The sequence below is a fragment of the Natranaerobius thermophilus JW/NM-WN-LF genome, assembly GCF_000020005.1.
Taxonomy (GTDB): Bacteria; Bacillota; Natranaerobiia; order Natranaerobiales; family Natranaerobiaceae; genus Natranaerobius; species Natranaerobius thermophilus.
Map to the genome: position 1 here is coordinate 220,719 of NC_010718.1, position 14,680 is coordinate 235,398.

At 39.5% G+C, this 14,680-nt stretch carries 30 protein-coding genes; all 30 read left to right on the top strand.

The window, feature by feature from the left end; genetic code table 11:
- Positions 1–27: 27 nt before the first annotated feature.
- The 30 genes from rplD (at position 28) to rplQ (ending at position 14,627) form a co-directional block, all read left to right on the top strand.
- Positions 28–651, top strand: a complete 624-nt coding sequence (rplD, locus tag NTHER_RS01100) for a 50S ribosomal protein L4 (protein WP_012446683.1) — start codon at positions 28–30, stop codon at positions 649–651.
- Positions 651–932: a 50S ribosomal protein L23 gene (gene rplW, locus NTHER_RS01105; protein ID WP_012446684.1), complete on the top strand. Its 282-nt coding sequence runs from the start codon at positions 651–653 to the stop codon at positions 930–932. Before rplD ends, rplW begins: the two co-directional genes overlap by 1 nt.
- A 54-nt stretch (positions 933–986) precedes the next feature.
- Positions 987–1,817 (top strand): 50S ribosomal protein L2, encoded by an 831-nt coding sequence (gene rplB, locus NTHER_RS01110; protein ID WP_041366783.1) that lies wholly within the window; start codon positions 987–989, stop codon positions 1,815–1,817.
- 39 nt (positions 1,818–1,856) lie between these two features.
- Positions 1,857–2,141, top strand: coding sequence for a 30S ribosomal protein S19 (gene rpsS, locus NTHER_RS01115; protein WP_012446686.1), 285 nt, complete (start codon positions 1,857–1,859; stop codon positions 2,139–2,141).
- A gap of 29 nt (positions 2,142–2,170) precedes the next feature.
- Positions 2,171–2,512 (top strand): 50S ribosomal protein L22, encoded by a 342-nt coding sequence (gene rplV, locus NTHER_RS01120; RefSeq protein ID WP_012446687.1) that lies wholly within the window; start codon positions 2,171–2,173, stop codon positions 2,510–2,512.
- A 4-nt stretch (positions 2,513–2,516) separates the two neighbouring features.
- Entirely contained in the window at positions 2,517–3,206 is a 690-nt protein-coding gene (rpsC, locus tag NTHER_RS01125; RefSeq protein WP_012446688.1) for a 30S ribosomal protein S3, read from the top strand.
- A gap of 17 nt (positions 3,207–3,223) precedes the next feature.
- Positions 3,224–3,658: a 50S ribosomal protein L16 gene (gene rplP, locus NTHER_RS01130; RefSeq protein WP_012446689.1), complete on the top strand. Its 435-nt coding sequence runs from the start codon at positions 3,224–3,226 to the stop codon at positions 3,656–3,658.
- Positions 3,648–3,845, top strand: coding sequence for a 50S ribosomal protein L29 (gene rpmC / locus NTHER_RS01135; RefSeq protein WP_012446690.1), 198 nt, complete (start codon positions 3,648–3,650; stop codon positions 3,843–3,845). The genes rplP and rpmC overlap by 11 nt, the downstream gene beginning before the upstream one ends.
- A gap of 29 nt (positions 3,846–3,874) precedes the next feature.
- Positions 3,875–4,132, top strand: coding sequence for a 30S ribosomal protein S17 (gene rpsQ, locus NTHER_RS01140; RefSeq protein WP_012446691.1), 258 nt, complete (start codon positions 3,875–3,877; stop codon positions 4,130–4,132).
- A 35-nt stretch (positions 4,133–4,167) separates the two neighbouring features.
- Positions 4,168–4,536, top strand: a complete 369-nt coding sequence (gene rplN, locus NTHER_RS01145; RefSeq protein ID WP_012446692.1) for a 50S ribosomal protein L14 — start codon at positions 4,168–4,170, stop codon at positions 4,534–4,536.
- Positions 4,537–4,557: 21 nt separating this feature from the next.
- On the top strand, positions 4,558–4,881 hold the full coding sequence (rplX, locus tag NTHER_RS01150; RefSeq protein ID WP_012446693.1) for a 50S ribosomal protein L24: 324 nt from the start codon (positions 4,558–4,560) through the stop codon (positions 4,879–4,881).
- A gap of 28 nt (positions 4,882–4,909) precedes the next feature.
- Positions 4,910–5,449 (top strand): 50S ribosomal protein L5, encoded by a 540-nt coding sequence (gene rplE / locus NTHER_RS01155; protein ID WP_012446694.1) that lies wholly within the window; start codon positions 4,910–4,912, stop codon positions 5,447–5,449.
- A 27-nt stretch (positions 5,450–5,476) separates the two neighbouring features.
- Entirely contained in the window at positions 5,477–5,662 is a 186-nt protein-coding gene (locus NTHER_RS01160) for a type Z 30S ribosomal protein S14 (RefSeq protein WP_012446695.1), read from the top strand.
- Between the two features lie 26 nt (positions 5,663–5,688).
- Positions 5,689–6,087, top strand: a complete 399-nt coding sequence (rpsH, locus tag NTHER_RS01165; RefSeq protein ID WP_012446696.1) for a 30S ribosomal protein S8 — start codon at positions 5,689–5,691, stop codon at positions 6,085–6,087.
- A 28-nt stretch (positions 6,088–6,115) separates the two neighbouring features.
- A complete protein-coding gene (gene rplF / locus NTHER_RS01170) occupies positions 6,116–6,652 on the top strand; it encodes a 50S ribosomal protein L6 (RefSeq protein WP_012446697.1) in 537 nt (178 codons plus the stop codon).
- Between the two features lie 28 nt (positions 6,653–6,680).
- Complete coding sequence (gene rplR, locus NTHER_RS01175) at positions 6,681–7,046, top strand: 50S ribosomal protein L18 (RefSeq protein ID WP_012446698.1); 366 nt, start codon at positions 6,681–6,683, stop codon at positions 7,044–7,046.
- 29 nt (positions 7,047–7,075) lie between these two features.
- Entirely contained in the window at positions 7,076–7,582 is a 507-nt protein-coding gene (gene rpsE / locus NTHER_RS01180; RefSeq protein ID WP_012446699.1) for a 30S ribosomal protein S5, read from the top strand.
- 12 nt (positions 7,583–7,594) lie between these two features.
- Positions 7,595–7,786 (top strand): 50S ribosomal protein L30, encoded by a 192-nt coding sequence (gene rpmD / locus NTHER_RS01185; RefSeq protein ID WP_012446700.1) that lies wholly within the window; start codon positions 7,595–7,597, stop codon positions 7,784–7,786.
- Between the two features lie 20 nt (positions 7,787–7,806).
- Positions 7,807–8,247, top strand: a complete 441-nt coding sequence (gene rplO, locus NTHER_RS01190) for a 50S ribosomal protein L15 (RefSeq protein ID WP_012446701.1) — start codon at positions 7,807–7,809, stop codon at positions 8,245–8,247.
- Between the two features lies 1 nt (position 8,248).
- Positions 8,249–9,508 carry a preprotein translocase subunit SecY gene (secY, locus tag NTHER_RS01195; protein WP_012446702.1) on the top strand — a complete coding sequence of 420 codons (1,260 nt, stop codon included), beginning with the start codon at positions 8,249–8,251 and terminating at the stop codon, positions 9,506–9,508.
- Positions 9,509–9,527: 19 nt separating this feature from the next.
- On the top strand, positions 9,528–10,172 hold the full coding sequence (locus NTHER_RS01200) for an adenylate kinase (RefSeq protein WP_012446703.1): 645 nt from the start codon (positions 9,528–9,530) through the stop codon (positions 10,170–10,172).
- Positions 10,169–10,918: a type I methionyl aminopeptidase gene (gene map / locus NTHER_RS01205; protein WP_012446704.1), complete on the top strand. Its 750-nt coding sequence runs from the start codon at positions 10,169–10,171 to the stop codon at positions 10,916–10,918. Before NTHER_RS01200 ends, map begins: the two co-directional genes overlap by 4 nt.
- A gap of 76 nt (positions 10,919–10,994) precedes the next feature.
- On the top strand, positions 10,995–11,276 hold the full coding sequence (locus tag NTHER_RS01210; RefSeq protein ID WP_012446705.1) for a KOW domain-containing RNA-binding protein: 282 nt from the start codon (positions 10,995–10,997) through the stop codon (positions 11,274–11,276).
- A 35-nt stretch (positions 11,277–11,311) separates the two neighbouring features.
- Positions 11,312–11,530: a translation initiation factor IF-1 gene (gene infA / locus NTHER_RS01215; RefSeq protein WP_041366787.1), complete on the top strand. Its 219-nt coding sequence runs from the start codon at positions 11,312–11,314 to the stop codon at positions 11,528–11,530.
- A 38-nt stretch (positions 11,531–11,568) separates the two neighbouring features.
- On the top strand, positions 11,569–11,682 hold the full coding sequence (gene rpmJ, locus NTHER_RS01220) for a 50S ribosomal protein L36 (RefSeq protein ID WP_041366789.1): 114 nt from the start codon (positions 11,569–11,571) through the stop codon (positions 11,680–11,682).
- 98 nt (positions 11,683–11,780) lie between these two features.
- On the top strand, positions 11,781–12,146 hold the full coding sequence (gene rpsM / locus NTHER_RS01225; protein ID WP_012446708.1) for a 30S ribosomal protein S13: 366 nt from the start codon (positions 11,781–11,783) through the stop codon (positions 12,144–12,146).
- Between the two features lie 77 nt (positions 12,147–12,223).
- On the top strand, positions 12,224–12,619 hold the full coding sequence (rpsK, locus tag NTHER_RS01230) for a 30S ribosomal protein S11 (RefSeq protein WP_012446709.1): 396 nt from the start codon (positions 12,224–12,226) through the stop codon (positions 12,617–12,619).
- 27 nt (positions 12,620–12,646) lie between these two features.
- Positions 12,647–13,276: a 30S ribosomal protein S4 gene (gene rpsD / locus NTHER_RS01235; protein ID WP_012446710.1), complete on the top strand. Its 630-nt coding sequence runs from the start codon at positions 12,647–12,649 to the stop codon at positions 13,274–13,276.
- A 48-nt stretch (positions 13,277–13,324) separates the two neighbouring features.
- Positions 13,325–14,272 carry a DNA-directed RNA polymerase subunit alpha gene (locus NTHER_RS01240; RefSeq protein WP_012446711.1) on the top strand — a complete coding sequence of 316 codons (948 nt, stop codon included), beginning with the start codon at positions 13,325–13,327 and terminating at the stop codon, positions 14,270–14,272.
- Positions 14,273–14,285: 13 nt separating this feature from the next.
- Positions 14,286–14,627, top strand: coding sequence for a 50S ribosomal protein L17 (rplQ, locus tag NTHER_RS01245; RefSeq protein WP_012446712.1), 342 nt, complete (start codon positions 14,286–14,288; stop codon positions 14,625–14,627).
- Positions 14,628–14,680: the final 53 nt, after the last annotated feature.

Below are 14,680 nucleotides of genomic sequence, written 5' to 3' on the forward strand. Positions count from 1 at the left end.
GAATGTGCTGAGAAAGGAGGAATTGTCATGCCTAAAGTGGCGTTATACAATAATGAAGGTAGCCAGGTAGGAGAAATCACTTTAGATGACTCAATTTTTGCCACAGATATCAACGAAACATTGATGCATGAGGCAGTCAATATGCACCTGGCTTCTAAGCGCAGGGGAACTGCTTCGGCAAAAACAAGAAGCGAAGTCAGAGGTGGGGGCAGAAAACCCTGGCGACAAAAAGGTACAGGTAGAGCAAGGCATGGAAGTATTAGGTCTCCAATTTGGGTTGGTGGAGGTATTTCCTTTGCACCTAAGCCTAGAGACTATTCATATAAAATGCCTAAAAAGGCTAAAAGAAAAGCTATCAAATCAGCTTTGACAACAAAGTTAAATAACGGCGAAATTGTGATTTTAGAAGAGTTGACAATGGAAGCACCTAAAACTAAAAAGATTATTGAAATGCTAGAAAACCTTAGCATTAACCACAAAGCTATGATAGTAACAGGTGCTTCAGACTTGAATGTGTATCGCTCAACAAGAAATATTCCGGGTGTCAGCTCAGCCTTGGCTAATAACCTAAATGTGTATGATGTTTTAAATCACGACTATCTTGTATTGACTAAAGACGCTGTATCTGTTATAGAGGAGGTGTTCTGCTAATGGACCCTCGGGATGTAATTATTAAACCGTGGATCACAGAACAGTCCACAGACCAAATGGAAGAGAACAAATATACTTTTGTTGTAGCTAAAGATGCTAACAAAACGCAGATAAAAGATGCTGTTCAAAAGTTATTCGGTGTTAAAGTTAAACAGGTTAATACCATGAACATGAAAGGTAAACCTAAGAGACTCGGCATTTACCAGGGTAAAACACCAAGCTGGAAAAAAGCCATTATTACTTTAACTGACGATTCCAAAGCTATTGATTTATTTGAATAAAAATAGATTGACTTAGCTTGAGGAAAGACGCTCATGAAGAAGGAGGGAAATAAGGTGTCTATAAAAAAGTTTAAACCTACTTCTCCTGGAAAACGTTATATGACGGTTGCTAGCAAGGAGGAAATAACACGCGAAGAGCCTGAAAAGTCTCTACTGGCACCATTAAAAAACAAATCAGGACGTAATAATCAAGGTCGTATTTCTACAAGACGCCAGGGTGGTAGACATAAAAGAAAATATCGTATTATCGATTGGAAAAGAGATAAAGATGGTGTGCCTGCCAAGGTGGCATCAATTGAATACGATCCAAACAGAACTGCATATATAGCTTTATTAAACTATGTCGATGGAGAAAAGAGATATATCCTTGCACCACTTGGTATCAAACCAGGAGACAAAATTGAAAGCGGTTCTAAAGCTGAAATAAGACCAGGAAATGCTTTACCTATTAGAAATATTCCAGTTGGTACAATAGTACACAATGTAGAGCTTAAACCTGAAAAAGGTGGACAACTTGCAAGATCTGCGGGTACTTACTGTCAGATCGTAGCTAAAGAAGGCAAATATGCTCACGTCAAACTACCTTCCGAAGAAGTGAGAATGATTCACTTAGATTGCCGTGCTACCGTAGGACAGGTGGGCAATGTTGAACATGAGAATATAGACTTGGGCAAAGCTGGTAGAGCACGTTGGCAAGGAAAAAGACCTTCTGTTAGAGGAGTTGCCATGAACGCGGTGGATCACCCCCATGGTGGTGGTGAAGGTAAAGCCTTTGTTGGTAGAAAAACTCAATATACTCCTTGGGGCCAAAAATCAGCTGGATATAAAACCAGGCGAAAAGCCAAGAAATCAGATAAATATATAGTGAAAAAAAGAAATCAGTAAGTACTGAGTCGAGATTCTCTTGAAAGGAGGTAGTTTTCAGTGCCTAGATCAATTAAAAAAGGGCCTTTTGTGGACGATCACTTGCTTAAAAAAGTTAAAGAGATGAATAAAAGTAATAAAAAACAAGTTATCAAGACCTGGTCCAGAAGATCAACTATCTTGCCAGATATGATTGGCCATACCATTGCTGTACACGATGGTAGAAAACACGTGCCAGTTTTTATTACAGAGGATATGGTTGGCCATAAATTAGGTGAATTCGCTCCAACTAGGACTTTCAGAGGTCACGGAGATCATACGGAGCGTTCTACCTCGTTGAAGTAAATTAAGGGAAGAAGGGAGGTTACGTTCATATGGAAGCTAAAGCAACCGCCAGGTATGTGAGAATATCCCCCCGCAAGGCCCGTGAAGTTATAGATATGATCAGGGGGAAAAATATAGAAGAAGCATTAGGGATTTTACAGTTGACGCCGAAAGGCGCTACTAAACCTATTGAGAAAGTAGTTAAATCAGCTCAAGCAAATGCAGAAAACAACTTTGAAATGAATCCTGACAGCTTGTATATTTCGGAATGTTACGTTGATGAGGGACCTACCTTAAAAAGGTTTCGTCCAAGAGCTATGGGGAGAGCTACTCCTATAAATAAAAAAACGAGTCATTTGACTGTAGTTGTAAAAGAACAAAAGGAGGGATAAAAACTTGGGTCAAAAAATCAATCCTATTGGTTTAAGAATTGGAGTTATAAAAGATTGGCAATCAAACTGGTATGCAGATAAGAATTATACAGAACTTGTTCATGAAGATATAAAAATCAGAGAATACATTGAAAACAAATTATTCAATGCCGATGTTAGTGCCATTCAAATAGATCGTGCTGCTAATAGAATTAAAGTTACACTTCATACAGCCAAGCCGGGAATGGTAATCGGTAAAGGCGGTAGTGGTGTAGAGAAGTTAAGATCTGATATTGAAAACTTAACAGGTAAAAAGGTTCACATTAACGTAATGGAAGTTAAAACACCAGAGTTGGACGCACATCTAGCTGCTAAAAGTATCGCTATTGCATTAGAAAGGCGTGTAGCCTTTAGAAGGGCGATGAAGCAGGCTGTTGGCAGAGCAATGCGACAAGGAGCTAAAGGAATCAAAGTAATGTGTAGTGGTCGACTTGGAGGGGCAGAAATGAGTCGGACTGAATGGTATACAGAAGGTAATGTGCCCCTACAAACGCTAAGAGCTGACATTGATTACGGCATGGTTGAAGCTAATACTGCCTATGGACAGATTGGGGTTAAGTGCTGGATTAACAAAGGTGAAGTACTACCAGAAGTTGATGAAAATGAGGAAACCAAAGAAGAGAATAAAGAAAAAAGTGAGGAAAAGAGTGAGTAAAAAGGAGGCAGGTAACTATGTTAATGCCCAAAAGGACAAAATTCCGGCGCCAAATGAGAGGACGTATGAAGGGCAAGGCAAAGGGCGGTAAAGAGATAGCTTTTGGTGAATTTGGCCTTCAGGCCCTAGAGCCAGCTTGGATTAACAGTCGACAAATTGAGGCCGCTAGAATTGCCTTGACTAGGTATATAAAACGTGGTGGAAAAGTATGGGTTAAGATTTTTCCAGATAAGCCCGTTACCCAAAAACCTGCAGAAACAAGAATGGGTGGCGGAAAAGGTTCTCCAGAGTTCTGGGCAGCTGTAGTTAAACCAGGACGGATTTTATTTGAAGTTGCTGGAGTACCTAAGGAAACAGCCAGAGAAGCGATGAGACTGGCCTCCCATAAACTTCCTATTAAAACTAAATTTGTAGAACGTGAAGAGATGGGTGGTGACGCCAATGAAAGCTAAAGAAATAAGAGAAATGACTAATCGTGAATTAGAAGCCAAGCTAGATGAACTGAAAGAAGAACTATTTAATCTTAGGTTTCAAGTGGCTACAGGACAGATCGAAAATCCTATGCGTCTAAAACAGGTTAGGAAAGACATTGCCCGCGTCAAAACTATATTGAGAGAACGGGAATTGAATATTAGCTAACAGTGGTCACGAGAGGAGGGATTATCCTTATGGAACGAAGTAATAGAAAAGTAAGAACAGGACGAGTGGTAAGTGACAAAATGGATAAAACCAGAGTAGTACTTGTAGAAGGCAGAACTAAACATCCTCTTTACGAAAAAACTGTCAAACAGGCTAAAAAATTTAAAGCCCATGATGAAGCAAATGAAACTCGTGAAGGTGATGTAGTTAAAATTATGGAAACTCGTCCTACATCCAAAGATAAACGTTGGAGAATAGTTGATATTATCGAAAGAACTAAATTGTAAAATGAATATTGCGCGGAGAAAGGAGGCCTAATTAGATGATCCAAACAGAATCTACCCTTCGAGTAGCCGATAACACTGGAGCACGCGAGATCCAATGCATAAAAGTTATTGGGGCAGGCCAAAAGCAATACGCCAATGTTGGCGATGTTATAGTAGGAACTATCAAAGAAGCAACGCCAGGAGGGGTTGTTAAAAGAGGTCAGGTTGTCAGGGCTGTAATAGTTCGAACAAAACGGGGAATCAAAAGACCTGATGGTTCATATATCAGGTTCGATGAAAATGCTTGTGTTATAATTGATGAAAATAAAGATCCTCGTGGTACAAGAATATTCGGACCCGTTACACGTGAATTGAGAGAGAAGAAATATATGAAGATTATTTCACTGGCTCCTGAAGTACTGTAGACGAAGGAGGTGTGACCTAGAATGCCACAACAAAAACTGCATGTTAAATCAGGAGATACTGTAGTTGTTATTTCTGGAAAAGATAAAGGTAAAAGAGGAAAAGTTCTTCGAACTTTCCCATCTGAACAAAAAGTTTTGGTAGAAGGTGTGAACATGATTAATAAACACACCAGAGCAACACAGGAAAATCCTCAAGGTGGAATTGTTGAGCAGGAGGGCCCTGTTTACGCAGATAAAGTGATGGTTTATTGTTCTAAATGTCAAAAACCTGTAAGAACAGGTGCGAAAATCGATGATAAAGGTAATAAAAGTAGAATTTGTAAGAAATGCGGTGTGGAACTGTAACAGGTTTATGGAAAGGAGGGCGAGATAATTGGCGCGTTTATTAGAACATTACCGTGGAGAAGTAAAACCCAAATTAAAAGATGAAATGGGTTATAAAAATATCATGGAGGTTCCCAAACTAGAAAAAGTAGTTGTTAATATGGGAATTGGAGATGCTAAAGATAACCCTAAAATTCTTGACAACGCTGTTGAAAACCTTGAACAAGTTACCGGGCAAAAGCCCGTTGTTACTAAAGCTAAAAGATCTATCGCAAACTTCAAAGTACGACAAGGTATGCCAGTAGGTTGTAAGGTAACTCTTAGAGGTGAGCGCATGTATCACTTCTTGGATAAACTTATTAATGTAGCATTACCTCGTGTTAGAGACTTTAAAGGTGTTTCACCCAAAGCTTTTGACGGACGAGGGAACTACTCTCTCGGATTAAAAGAGCAAATGGTGTTTCCTGAACTAGAGTATGACGATATCGAAAGAGTTCAGGGTATGGACATCATCATTGCTACAACCGCTGAAACTGACGAAGAAGCCAAAAAACTGTTAGAACGACTTGGCATGCCTTTTAGCGGTTAAATTGAAACTGACAAAGGAGGGTGACTGATGGCTAGAAAGTCTTTAATAGCGAAAGCTAAAAAGCGGCCTAAATTTAAAACACGAGCTTACAATAGATGCAAAATTTGTGGTCGTTCTCATGCTTACTTGAGGAAATTTGGCATGTGTAGAATATGCTTTAGAGAACTGGCTCATGAAGGCAAATTGCCAGGTGTAAGAAAGGCTAGTTGGTAAAACGAGGAAGGAAGGAGGTCGAAACGATGACAATGACAGATCCTATTGCAGATATGTTAACTCGCATCAGGAATGCCCAATCCGTGTATCACAAACAAGTTGAGATACCGGCTTCGAAATTAAAAAGAGAACTTGTTGATATTTTGAAAAGAGAAGGTTATATTAACGACTTTGAATATATAGATGACAACAAACAGGGGATTTTAAGAATTGAGCTTAAGTATAGCGATAATGACGAACAGGTGATCAGTGGTTTAAAAAGAATTAGTAAACCGGGCTTAAGAGTATATGCCAAAAAAGATGAAATCCCAAGAGTCCTAGGTGGTCTGGGAATTGCCGTAGTATCTACGTCTAGTGGCCTCTTAACAGATAGAGAGGCCAGAGATCAAGGTATCGGTGGCGAAATACTTTGTTATATCTGGTAAGAACAAGGTGGAAATGGAGGTGTAAGGAATGTCCCGGATTGGTAAAAAGCCTATAGAAATACCTGATAGCGTTGATATCAGTATAAACAATAATGAAGTTACAGTAAAAGGGCCCAAGGGTGAGTTGAGCCAAGTTGTTGACCAGTCAATTATCCTAGAAGAAGAGGAAGGACAATTGTTAGTCAAAAGGCCAACGGACAGTAACCATCATAAATCCCTTCATGGTCTATCCAGAAGTTTAATTGCCAATATGGTTGAAGGTGTAACCAATGGCTTTGAAAGACATTTGGAAATAGTCGGGGTTGGTTATCGAGCGCAGATGCAAGGGAAAAACCTTGTATTAAATGTAGGTTACTCACACCCTGTTACAATAGAACCACCTGAAGGTGTGGAGATTGAAGTACCCAAAAACAACCAAATTATTGTAAAAGGTACTGATAAAGAAGTTGTTGGACAGGTGGCTGCAAGAATTAGAGCTGTACGCAAACCTGAACCTTATAAAGGTAAAGGTATTAAATACGCAGAGGAACAAATTATTCGTAAGGTCGGTAAAACTGGCAAATAGGTCTTAAGTGAGAAAGGAGTGAAGTTGTATGCCGCGTTTTGATAGAAAACAAGCACGTAAAAAACGTCATCGACGGGTAAGAAAAAAAATATATGGCACTTCTGAAAGGCCTAGACTAAATGTTTATCGAAGTGCCAAAAACATTCACGCTCAAGTGATAGATGATAATAGAGGGCATACTTTAGTGCATGCTTCTACCCTGGATCCAGAAATTAAAGATGACTATCAGGGCAAGAACAACCAAGAAGCTAGCGCTGCTGTAGGCAGGTTGATTGCAAAGAGATCTAAAGATAAAGGAATAGAAGATGTGATATTTGACAGAGGTGGATATTTATATCACGGCAGGGTGAAAGCCTTGGCGGAAGCAGCACGTGAAGAAGGACTGAACTTTTAAGATAATCGACGAGAAGGAGGGAAAAGGTTTTGCGCAGAAAAGACTTTGACCCAAACAAACTTGATTTAAGTGAAAAAGTAGTAGAAATAAATCGTGTTACTAAAGTTGTTAAAGGTGGTCGCCGTTTTAGTTTCAGTGCCCTAGTAGTCGTTGGGGATGAAAATGGCTATGTTGGAGCCGGAAACGGTAAGGCCGTCGAAGTACCTGAAGCTATTAGAAAAGGTATTGAAGATGCTAAGAAAAACCTCATCAAAGTGCCAATGGTAGGAACTACTATACCACACGAAATTGTTGGTCGAGATGGAGGTGGCCAGGTCCTATTAAAGCCTGCTTATGAAGGTACAGGAGTTATTGCAGGTGGACCCGTTCGTGCCGTCTTAGAACAGGCTGGAATCAGAGACATTTTAACCAAGTCCTTAGGCTCCAATAATGCCAAAAGTATGGTAAATGCAACTATTGCAGGTTTAAACCAATTAAAAACTGCAGAACAAGTGGCCAGACTACGCGGTATATCTGTTAAAGACCTACAGGGTTAGGAGGGATTTGGAATGGCTGATAAAAAATTAAAAGTAACTCTGAAACGCGGTTTAATCGGAGTTTCAGATGGAAAGATAAGGACTATTAAAGCACTAGGACTTAAAAAACGGAGTCACTCCGTTATAAAAAATGATACTCCAGAAATTCGAGGTATGATTGATAAAGTTAGCAACCTTGTTGAAGTCGAGGAATTGGAAGCTTAGTTTTAAGGAGGTGGGAACAGTTGAGATTGCATGAATTAAGACCTAAAACTAACTATAAAAAGTCACGAAAGAGAAAAGGACGTGGGATGAGTTCCGGTCTGGGAAAAACGGCAGGCCGGGGCCATAAAGGTCAAAATGCAAGAACCGGTGGTGGAGTTCGTCCAGGTTTTGAAGGTGGTCAAATGCCTTTACAAGAGCGACTGCCTAAAAGAGGTTTTACTAATGCCTTCAAAAAAGAATATGCCATCGTTAATGTAGAAACTCTTAATGATTTTGAAGAAGGAACCGAAATAACTCCTGAAGTTTTACTAGAAAGTAAAGTAATTAAAGGTGTTAAAGACGGAATAAAAGTTCTAGGCAAAGGTGAGATTGACAAAAAAATAACAGTAAAGGCCCATAAATTTTCTAAACAAGCAAAAGAAAAAATTGAGGAAGCCGGTGGAAAGGTAGAGGTGATTTAGGGTGCTTGGTACTCTCGTTAATGCATGGCGCATTAAGGACCTGAGACAAAAGTTGATTTTCACCTTGGCTATGTTGTTTGTTTTTAGATTAGGTGCTCACGTACCGGTTCCTGGAATAGATGCTACACAAATTCAACAGCTGTTTGAAGGGCAAGATTTATTCGGGTTTTTAAATGTAATAGCTGGTGGAGCCTTGAGCCAGTTGTCAATATTTGCCATGAGTATTACCCCATACATCAATGCTTCAATTATCATGCAACTGTTAACTGTAGTTGTTCCAAAATTTGAGCAATGGTCCAAAGAAGGTCAAGAAGGAAAGAAAAAGTTAGCCCAGTATACTCGTTACGGGACAGTAATAATTGCTTTTCTGCAGGCCATAGGTATGACTTTAGGTCTATTAAGGCCTGCAGTAGTAGACCCGAGCTTTACATCTTATATGGTAATAATTCTGTCTCTTACGGCAGGAACTGCTTTTCTTATGTGGCTTGGTGAACAGATTAATGATAGAGGTATTGGAAATGGAATTTCCATCATTATATTTGCTGGAATAGTATCCCGGATACCTCAGGTTATTACTACAATGTACGAAATGGTAAGAGTGGGAGAAATTAATATTTTACTGGTGCTAGTATTACTAGCTATACTCTTGAGTGTAATTGTAGGAGTTGTAGCCTTACAGGAAGGTCGTAGACAGATTCCAGTACAATATGCTAAAAGAGTTGTAGGTCGAAAGATGTACGGTGGTCAGTCAACTCACATTCCATTAAAAGTAAATCAAGCAGGGGTAATCCCGGTAATCTTTGCATCATCAATTCTGATGTTTCCGGAAACTATAGCGCAATTCATACAACACCCCATTGCTGTTAGTATAGCAAATGCGATAGGATTTGGAACACCACTGAATACAGTTCTGTATGTTGTTTTAATAGTTTTCTTCACCTACTTCTATACAGCAATCCAGTTTAACCCTCAAGATATGGCAGACAATATGAAAAAATACGGTGGTTTTATACCCGGTATCAGACCTGGTAAACCCACAGCCAAATATTTAAGTAAAATCATGGATAGAATTACTCTTGCCGGAGCTTTTGCCCTGGCGGGTATTGTTATCTTACCAATATTACTCGATGGTGTAGTAGAGATGAACATTATGTTTGGTGGAACGGCATTGATCATTATGGTAGGTGTGGCTTTGGAGACAATGAAGCAAATCGAGAGCCAGATGTTGATGAGACACTATCAAGGCTTTATGAAGAAGTGATATTTTAGGGGGGTAAGAAATGCGCATAATTTTAATGGGACCTCCAGGAGCAGGAAAAGGAACACAAGCTGAAAAACTATCAAAAGAATTGGATGTACCACACATTGCAACAGGTGACATTTTTCGAAAAGCTGTATCCGAAGGAACTGAACTTGGCAAAGAAGCTAAATCTTACATGGATGCTGGACAGTTGGTTCCTGACGATGTTGTAATAGGAATTGTTGAAGAAAGATTAAAAAAGCCGGATTGTCATGAAGGTTTTATATTAGATGGTTTCCCTCGTACAGTGACTCAGGCTGAAGCCCTTGATAAAGTGTTGAGTGACAACCCCTTGACAGCGGCAGTATATATCGATGTATCAAAGGATGAATTGATAGATAGACTTTCAGGTCGTAGGATTTGTAGAAAATGCGGTAAAAGTTATCATATTAAGTTTAATCCTCCTCAAGTTCGGGGAGTCTGTGATGAGGACGAAGGCGAACTATATCAGAGAGACGACGATAATGAGGAAACGGCAAAAGAGCGACTGGAAGTTTATTTAGAAAATACCCAACCCCTGGTGGAGTATTACCAGGATCGAGGGATTTTAAAGAAAATTGACGGTACTAAGTCGCCTGAAGAGGTCTTCCGCGATATACTAAAGGCAGTGCAAGCAAAACAATGATTATTAAAAAAAGTAACCAAGAGCTAGAATTGATGAGAGTAGCAGGAAGAATCGTAGCAGAAACCCATCAAAAAGTTGCTGAAGCAATTACTCCAGGCATAACCACTGTAGAATTGGATAAAATAGCGGAAGACTATATAAAAAGGCAAAATGCTCATCCCTCTTTTAAAGGCTACCACGGGTTTCCGGCGAGCATATGTGCTTCAATAAATCATGAAGTTGTGCACGGAATTCCTGCCATTAAAAAATTGCAGGAAGGAGATATCATCAGTATAGATATTGGTGCTAATTATAAAGGTTATCATGGTGATGCAGCAAAAACTTACAAAGTGGGAGCCGTCGATGGTCAACTAGAAGAGCTCATAGACGTAACAGAGCAATCACTGTTTAAGGGTATTGAGCAGGCGGTTCCTGGCAATAGATTGAGTGATATCTCCCATGCTGTAGAAAAACATGTAAACAATCATAATTTCTATGTAGTAAAAAAATATGTAGGACACGGAATAGGTAGTGCTATGCATGAAGCACCTGAAATACCTAACTTTGGGCCTCCTGGAAAAGGACCTCGACTAAAAGCAGGGATGGTATTTGCCATCGAACCTATGGTAAATATAGGTACTTCTGAAGTTAAAACTTTGGATGATCACTGGACGGTTATAACAGCGGATGAAAGCGCTTCGGCTCACTTTGAACATACAGTGGCCATAACTGATTCAGAACCAGAAATTTTAACAAAACTGACCTAACAAGTGTAAGGGATCAGGGATTATTAATAGCGAGGGGACTTTCTCTCCAAATTGTTTAAGAAAGGAGAGGAATACTTTGCAGAAATTACAGGTGGGCCAGCTTGTGTGTTCCAATCAAGGGCGAGATGCTGGACGGCTATATATAGTAGTAGAAATATTAGATGAAGAATTTGTGAGAGTTTCCGATGGCCAAAAAAAGCCCCTATCTCGGTCTAAAAAAAAGAATATCAAGCATTTGCAGAAATATAACAAATTTATTTCAAAAGACTTAATAGCAAAGTTGACCAACAAAAAAGCTAGTGATAGGGAGTTAAGATTTGAAGTAGAAGATTTCAAAAGCCAGATTGAAGCTGAATGATTTCTTTAACTAAAAGGAGGGAAGAACTCAGCTATATGTCAAAAAAAGAGGCGATTGAAGTTGAAGGTACGGTGGTAGAGCCGTTACCTAATGCCATGTTTAGAGTAGAGTTGGAAAATGGGCACAAAATATTAGCCCATGTTTCAGGAAAAATTAGAATGAACTATATTAGAATTTTACCTGGCGATAAGGTGAAAGTAGAATTATCTCCTTATGATCTTAGTCGTGGTAGAATTACGTACAGATATAAATAGTGATAGCAGACTAAAAAGAGCCAGAAGGAGGTTTAATGATGAAAACCAGGCCTTCAGTAAAACCAATTTGCGAGCGTTGTAAAGTGATTAAACGAAGAGGAAAAGTTATGGTTATATGCTCTAATCCCAAACACAAACAGAAACAGGGGTAATAACCAAATTTAAATTTTAAAGGGATTTAGCATAGCTGAGTAAAAATTAATTTTTCTGGGTAAAATATTAGATTAGTTTAACAGGAGGTGGAAAGTTAATGGCCAGAATAGCTGGAGTTGATCTGCCGAGAAACAAACGGGTTGCTATCGGCTTGACTTATATTTATGGAATCGGTCACAGCAAAGCCGAAGAAATTGTTGAACAAACCGGCGTTTCAACAGATACACGGGTAAAAGATCTAACTGAAGATGAAGTTAACAGGCTACGCAGTACGATTGATAATGATTATACTGTAGAAGGTGATCTTAGACGAGAAATTTCCATGAATATCAAAAGACTAATGGAGATAGGTTGCTATCGCGGTCTGAGACATCGACGTGGCTTGCCAGTTAGAGGACAAAGTACTAAAAACAATGCTAGGACCCGAAAAGGACCTAAGCGAACAGTTGGCGCAAAGAGATAACGAAAATTAAAGACTCCCAGAATTGTTATCTTTAATAAAAAAGAGGTTTTGCAAAAACTCTTTAAGGAGGGAAAAGAATGGCTAGAAGAAAACGGGCAGCAGCTCGAAAAAAGAAAGTTAAAAAGAATATAGAGTCGGGGATTGCCACTATTAACTCAACATTTAACAACACTCTAGTTAACATCACTGATAGTGATGGCAATACCATGGCATGGTCTAGTTCAGGTGCTTGCGGATTTAAAGGCTCCAGAAAAGGAACTCCATATGCCGCGCAAATTGCTGCTGAGACAGCTGCCAAGACAGCCATGGAAGATGGCTTAAAAGGGGTGGAAGTTCGCGTTAAAGGCCCAGGGTCAGGAAGAGAAGCTGCAATTCGTTCCTTACAGGCTGCAGGATTGGAAATTAACGCTATCAAAGATATAACTCCAATTCCTCACAATGGATGCCGACCACCCAAAAGACGTAGAGTATAACTTAAAATTAGGAGGTGTTTATGCGATATGGCTCGTTACCAAGGCCCTGTATGTAGGTTATGTAGGCGAGAGGGCACCAAGTTATTTTTAAAAGGCGAAAGGTGCTATACTGATAAATGTGCAATAGATAAAAAGGCTTATGCACCAGGCCAGCACGGTCCTACTAGAAGGAGCAAACAAAGTGAATACGGTATGCAGCTGAGAGAAAAGCAAAAAGCTCGTCGAATTTATGGAGTCCTTGAAAATCAATTTAGAAGATATTTCAGGGAAGCAGATAGGAAAAAAGGTATTACCGGACAAACTTTGTTAAGACTATTAGAAACCAGGTTAGATAATGTTGTTTATCGAATGGGTTTTGCAGCTAGTAGAGCGGAAGCAAGACAGTTTGTAAACCATGGTCATATTATGGTCAATGGCAAAAGAGTTAATGTAGCTTCTTATGAAGTTAAACCTGGTGATGAGGTAGTTGTTAGGGAAAAAAGTCGAGATATTCCAAGAGTACAAGAGCTAAAAGAGCTTGCTGAAGGTTATCGTGTGCCTGAATGGTTAGAGGCAGATCATGAAAACTTTACTGGTCGAGTAGTAAGGTATCCAGAACGAGAAGAAATAGACGTACCTGTGGAAGAGCATCTAATTGTTGAGCTTTATTCCCGTTAATAAACCCTCAACTGGATAGTTGTAGTTTCAAACAAAGGAGGGTTAACTTTGATTGAAATAGAAAAACCTCAGATCGAATGTCATGAGATGAATGAAGAGAGCACTTACGGAAAATTTGTGATAGAACCCTTAGAAAGAGGTTATGGCACAACACTAGGGAATTCATTGAGACGGATTTTATTATCCTCCCTACCTGGAGCTGCCGTTACTTCTGTTAAAATAGATGGTGTTCTACATGAATTTTCTTCAATCCCAGGAGTTGTGGAAGATACTACGGAAATTGTGTTAAATTTGAAAAGACTGGCATTGAAAATTCACTCTGATGAAAATCAGGTGTTAACCTTAGAAAAAGAGGGTAAAGGTCCTGTGACTGCAGGTGATATTCAAGCCGGTTCCGATGTAGATGTAATTAATCCTGAACTTCATATAGCCACACTTTCTGAAGACACTAGACTTTATATGGAAATAACAGCTAAAAATGGAAGAGGATATGTGAGAGCAGAGAGAAACAAAGAACCAGAACAGCCTATTGGGTTGATTCCGGTGGATTCTGTGTTCACACCTGTAACTAAAGCCAACTTCTATGTAGATGATACAAGAGTGGGTCAAGTAACAGACTATGACCGTCTAACCTTAGAAGTTTGGACTGATGGAAGTTTAAAACCTGATGAAGCTGTTAGTATGTCAGCCAAGATAATGCAGGAACACTTAGACTTGTTTATTAATCTGACAGAAAAAGCTACTGATATGGAAGTTATGGTTGAAAAAGAAGAGGACAACAAAGAGAAAATCATGGAACTCAGTATAGACGAACTCGATTTATCTGTCAGGTCATATAACTGTCTAAAACGAGCGGGCATCAATACTATAGGAGAACTGACACAAAAAACGCCCGAAGATATGATGAAAGTAAGGAATCTGGGTAAAAAATCACTAGAAGAAGTTAAGAATAAATTGACGGAGCTAGGCCTGTCATTGAAGGACTCTAAAGAGTAAAGGAGGGGAGAAGATGTCTTACAAAAAGCTAAAAAGAAATAAAGACCAGAGAAAAGCCCTCTTAAAAAACCTGACAACTGCTTTTCTGAGGGACGAAAAAATCGAAACTACTGAAGCAAAAGCTAAAGAAGTCAGCAGGCTAGCAGAAAAAATGATTACACTTGCTAAGAAGAATACCCTGGCGTCTCGTAGGCAAGCACTCTCATATCTAACTGATGAAGATGTGGTAACAAAGTTATTTGAAAATATTGGTCCTAAGTTCCAAGAACGCCAGGGAGGCTATACGAGAGTTTTAAAAAAAGGGCCGCGCCAGGGTGATGGTGCTCCCATGGCTATACTGGAACTCGTTGAATAATACTGTTGGTATAACAATTGGGGACAAGAAGTGGTAGGCCCTTAGGTGGGCCA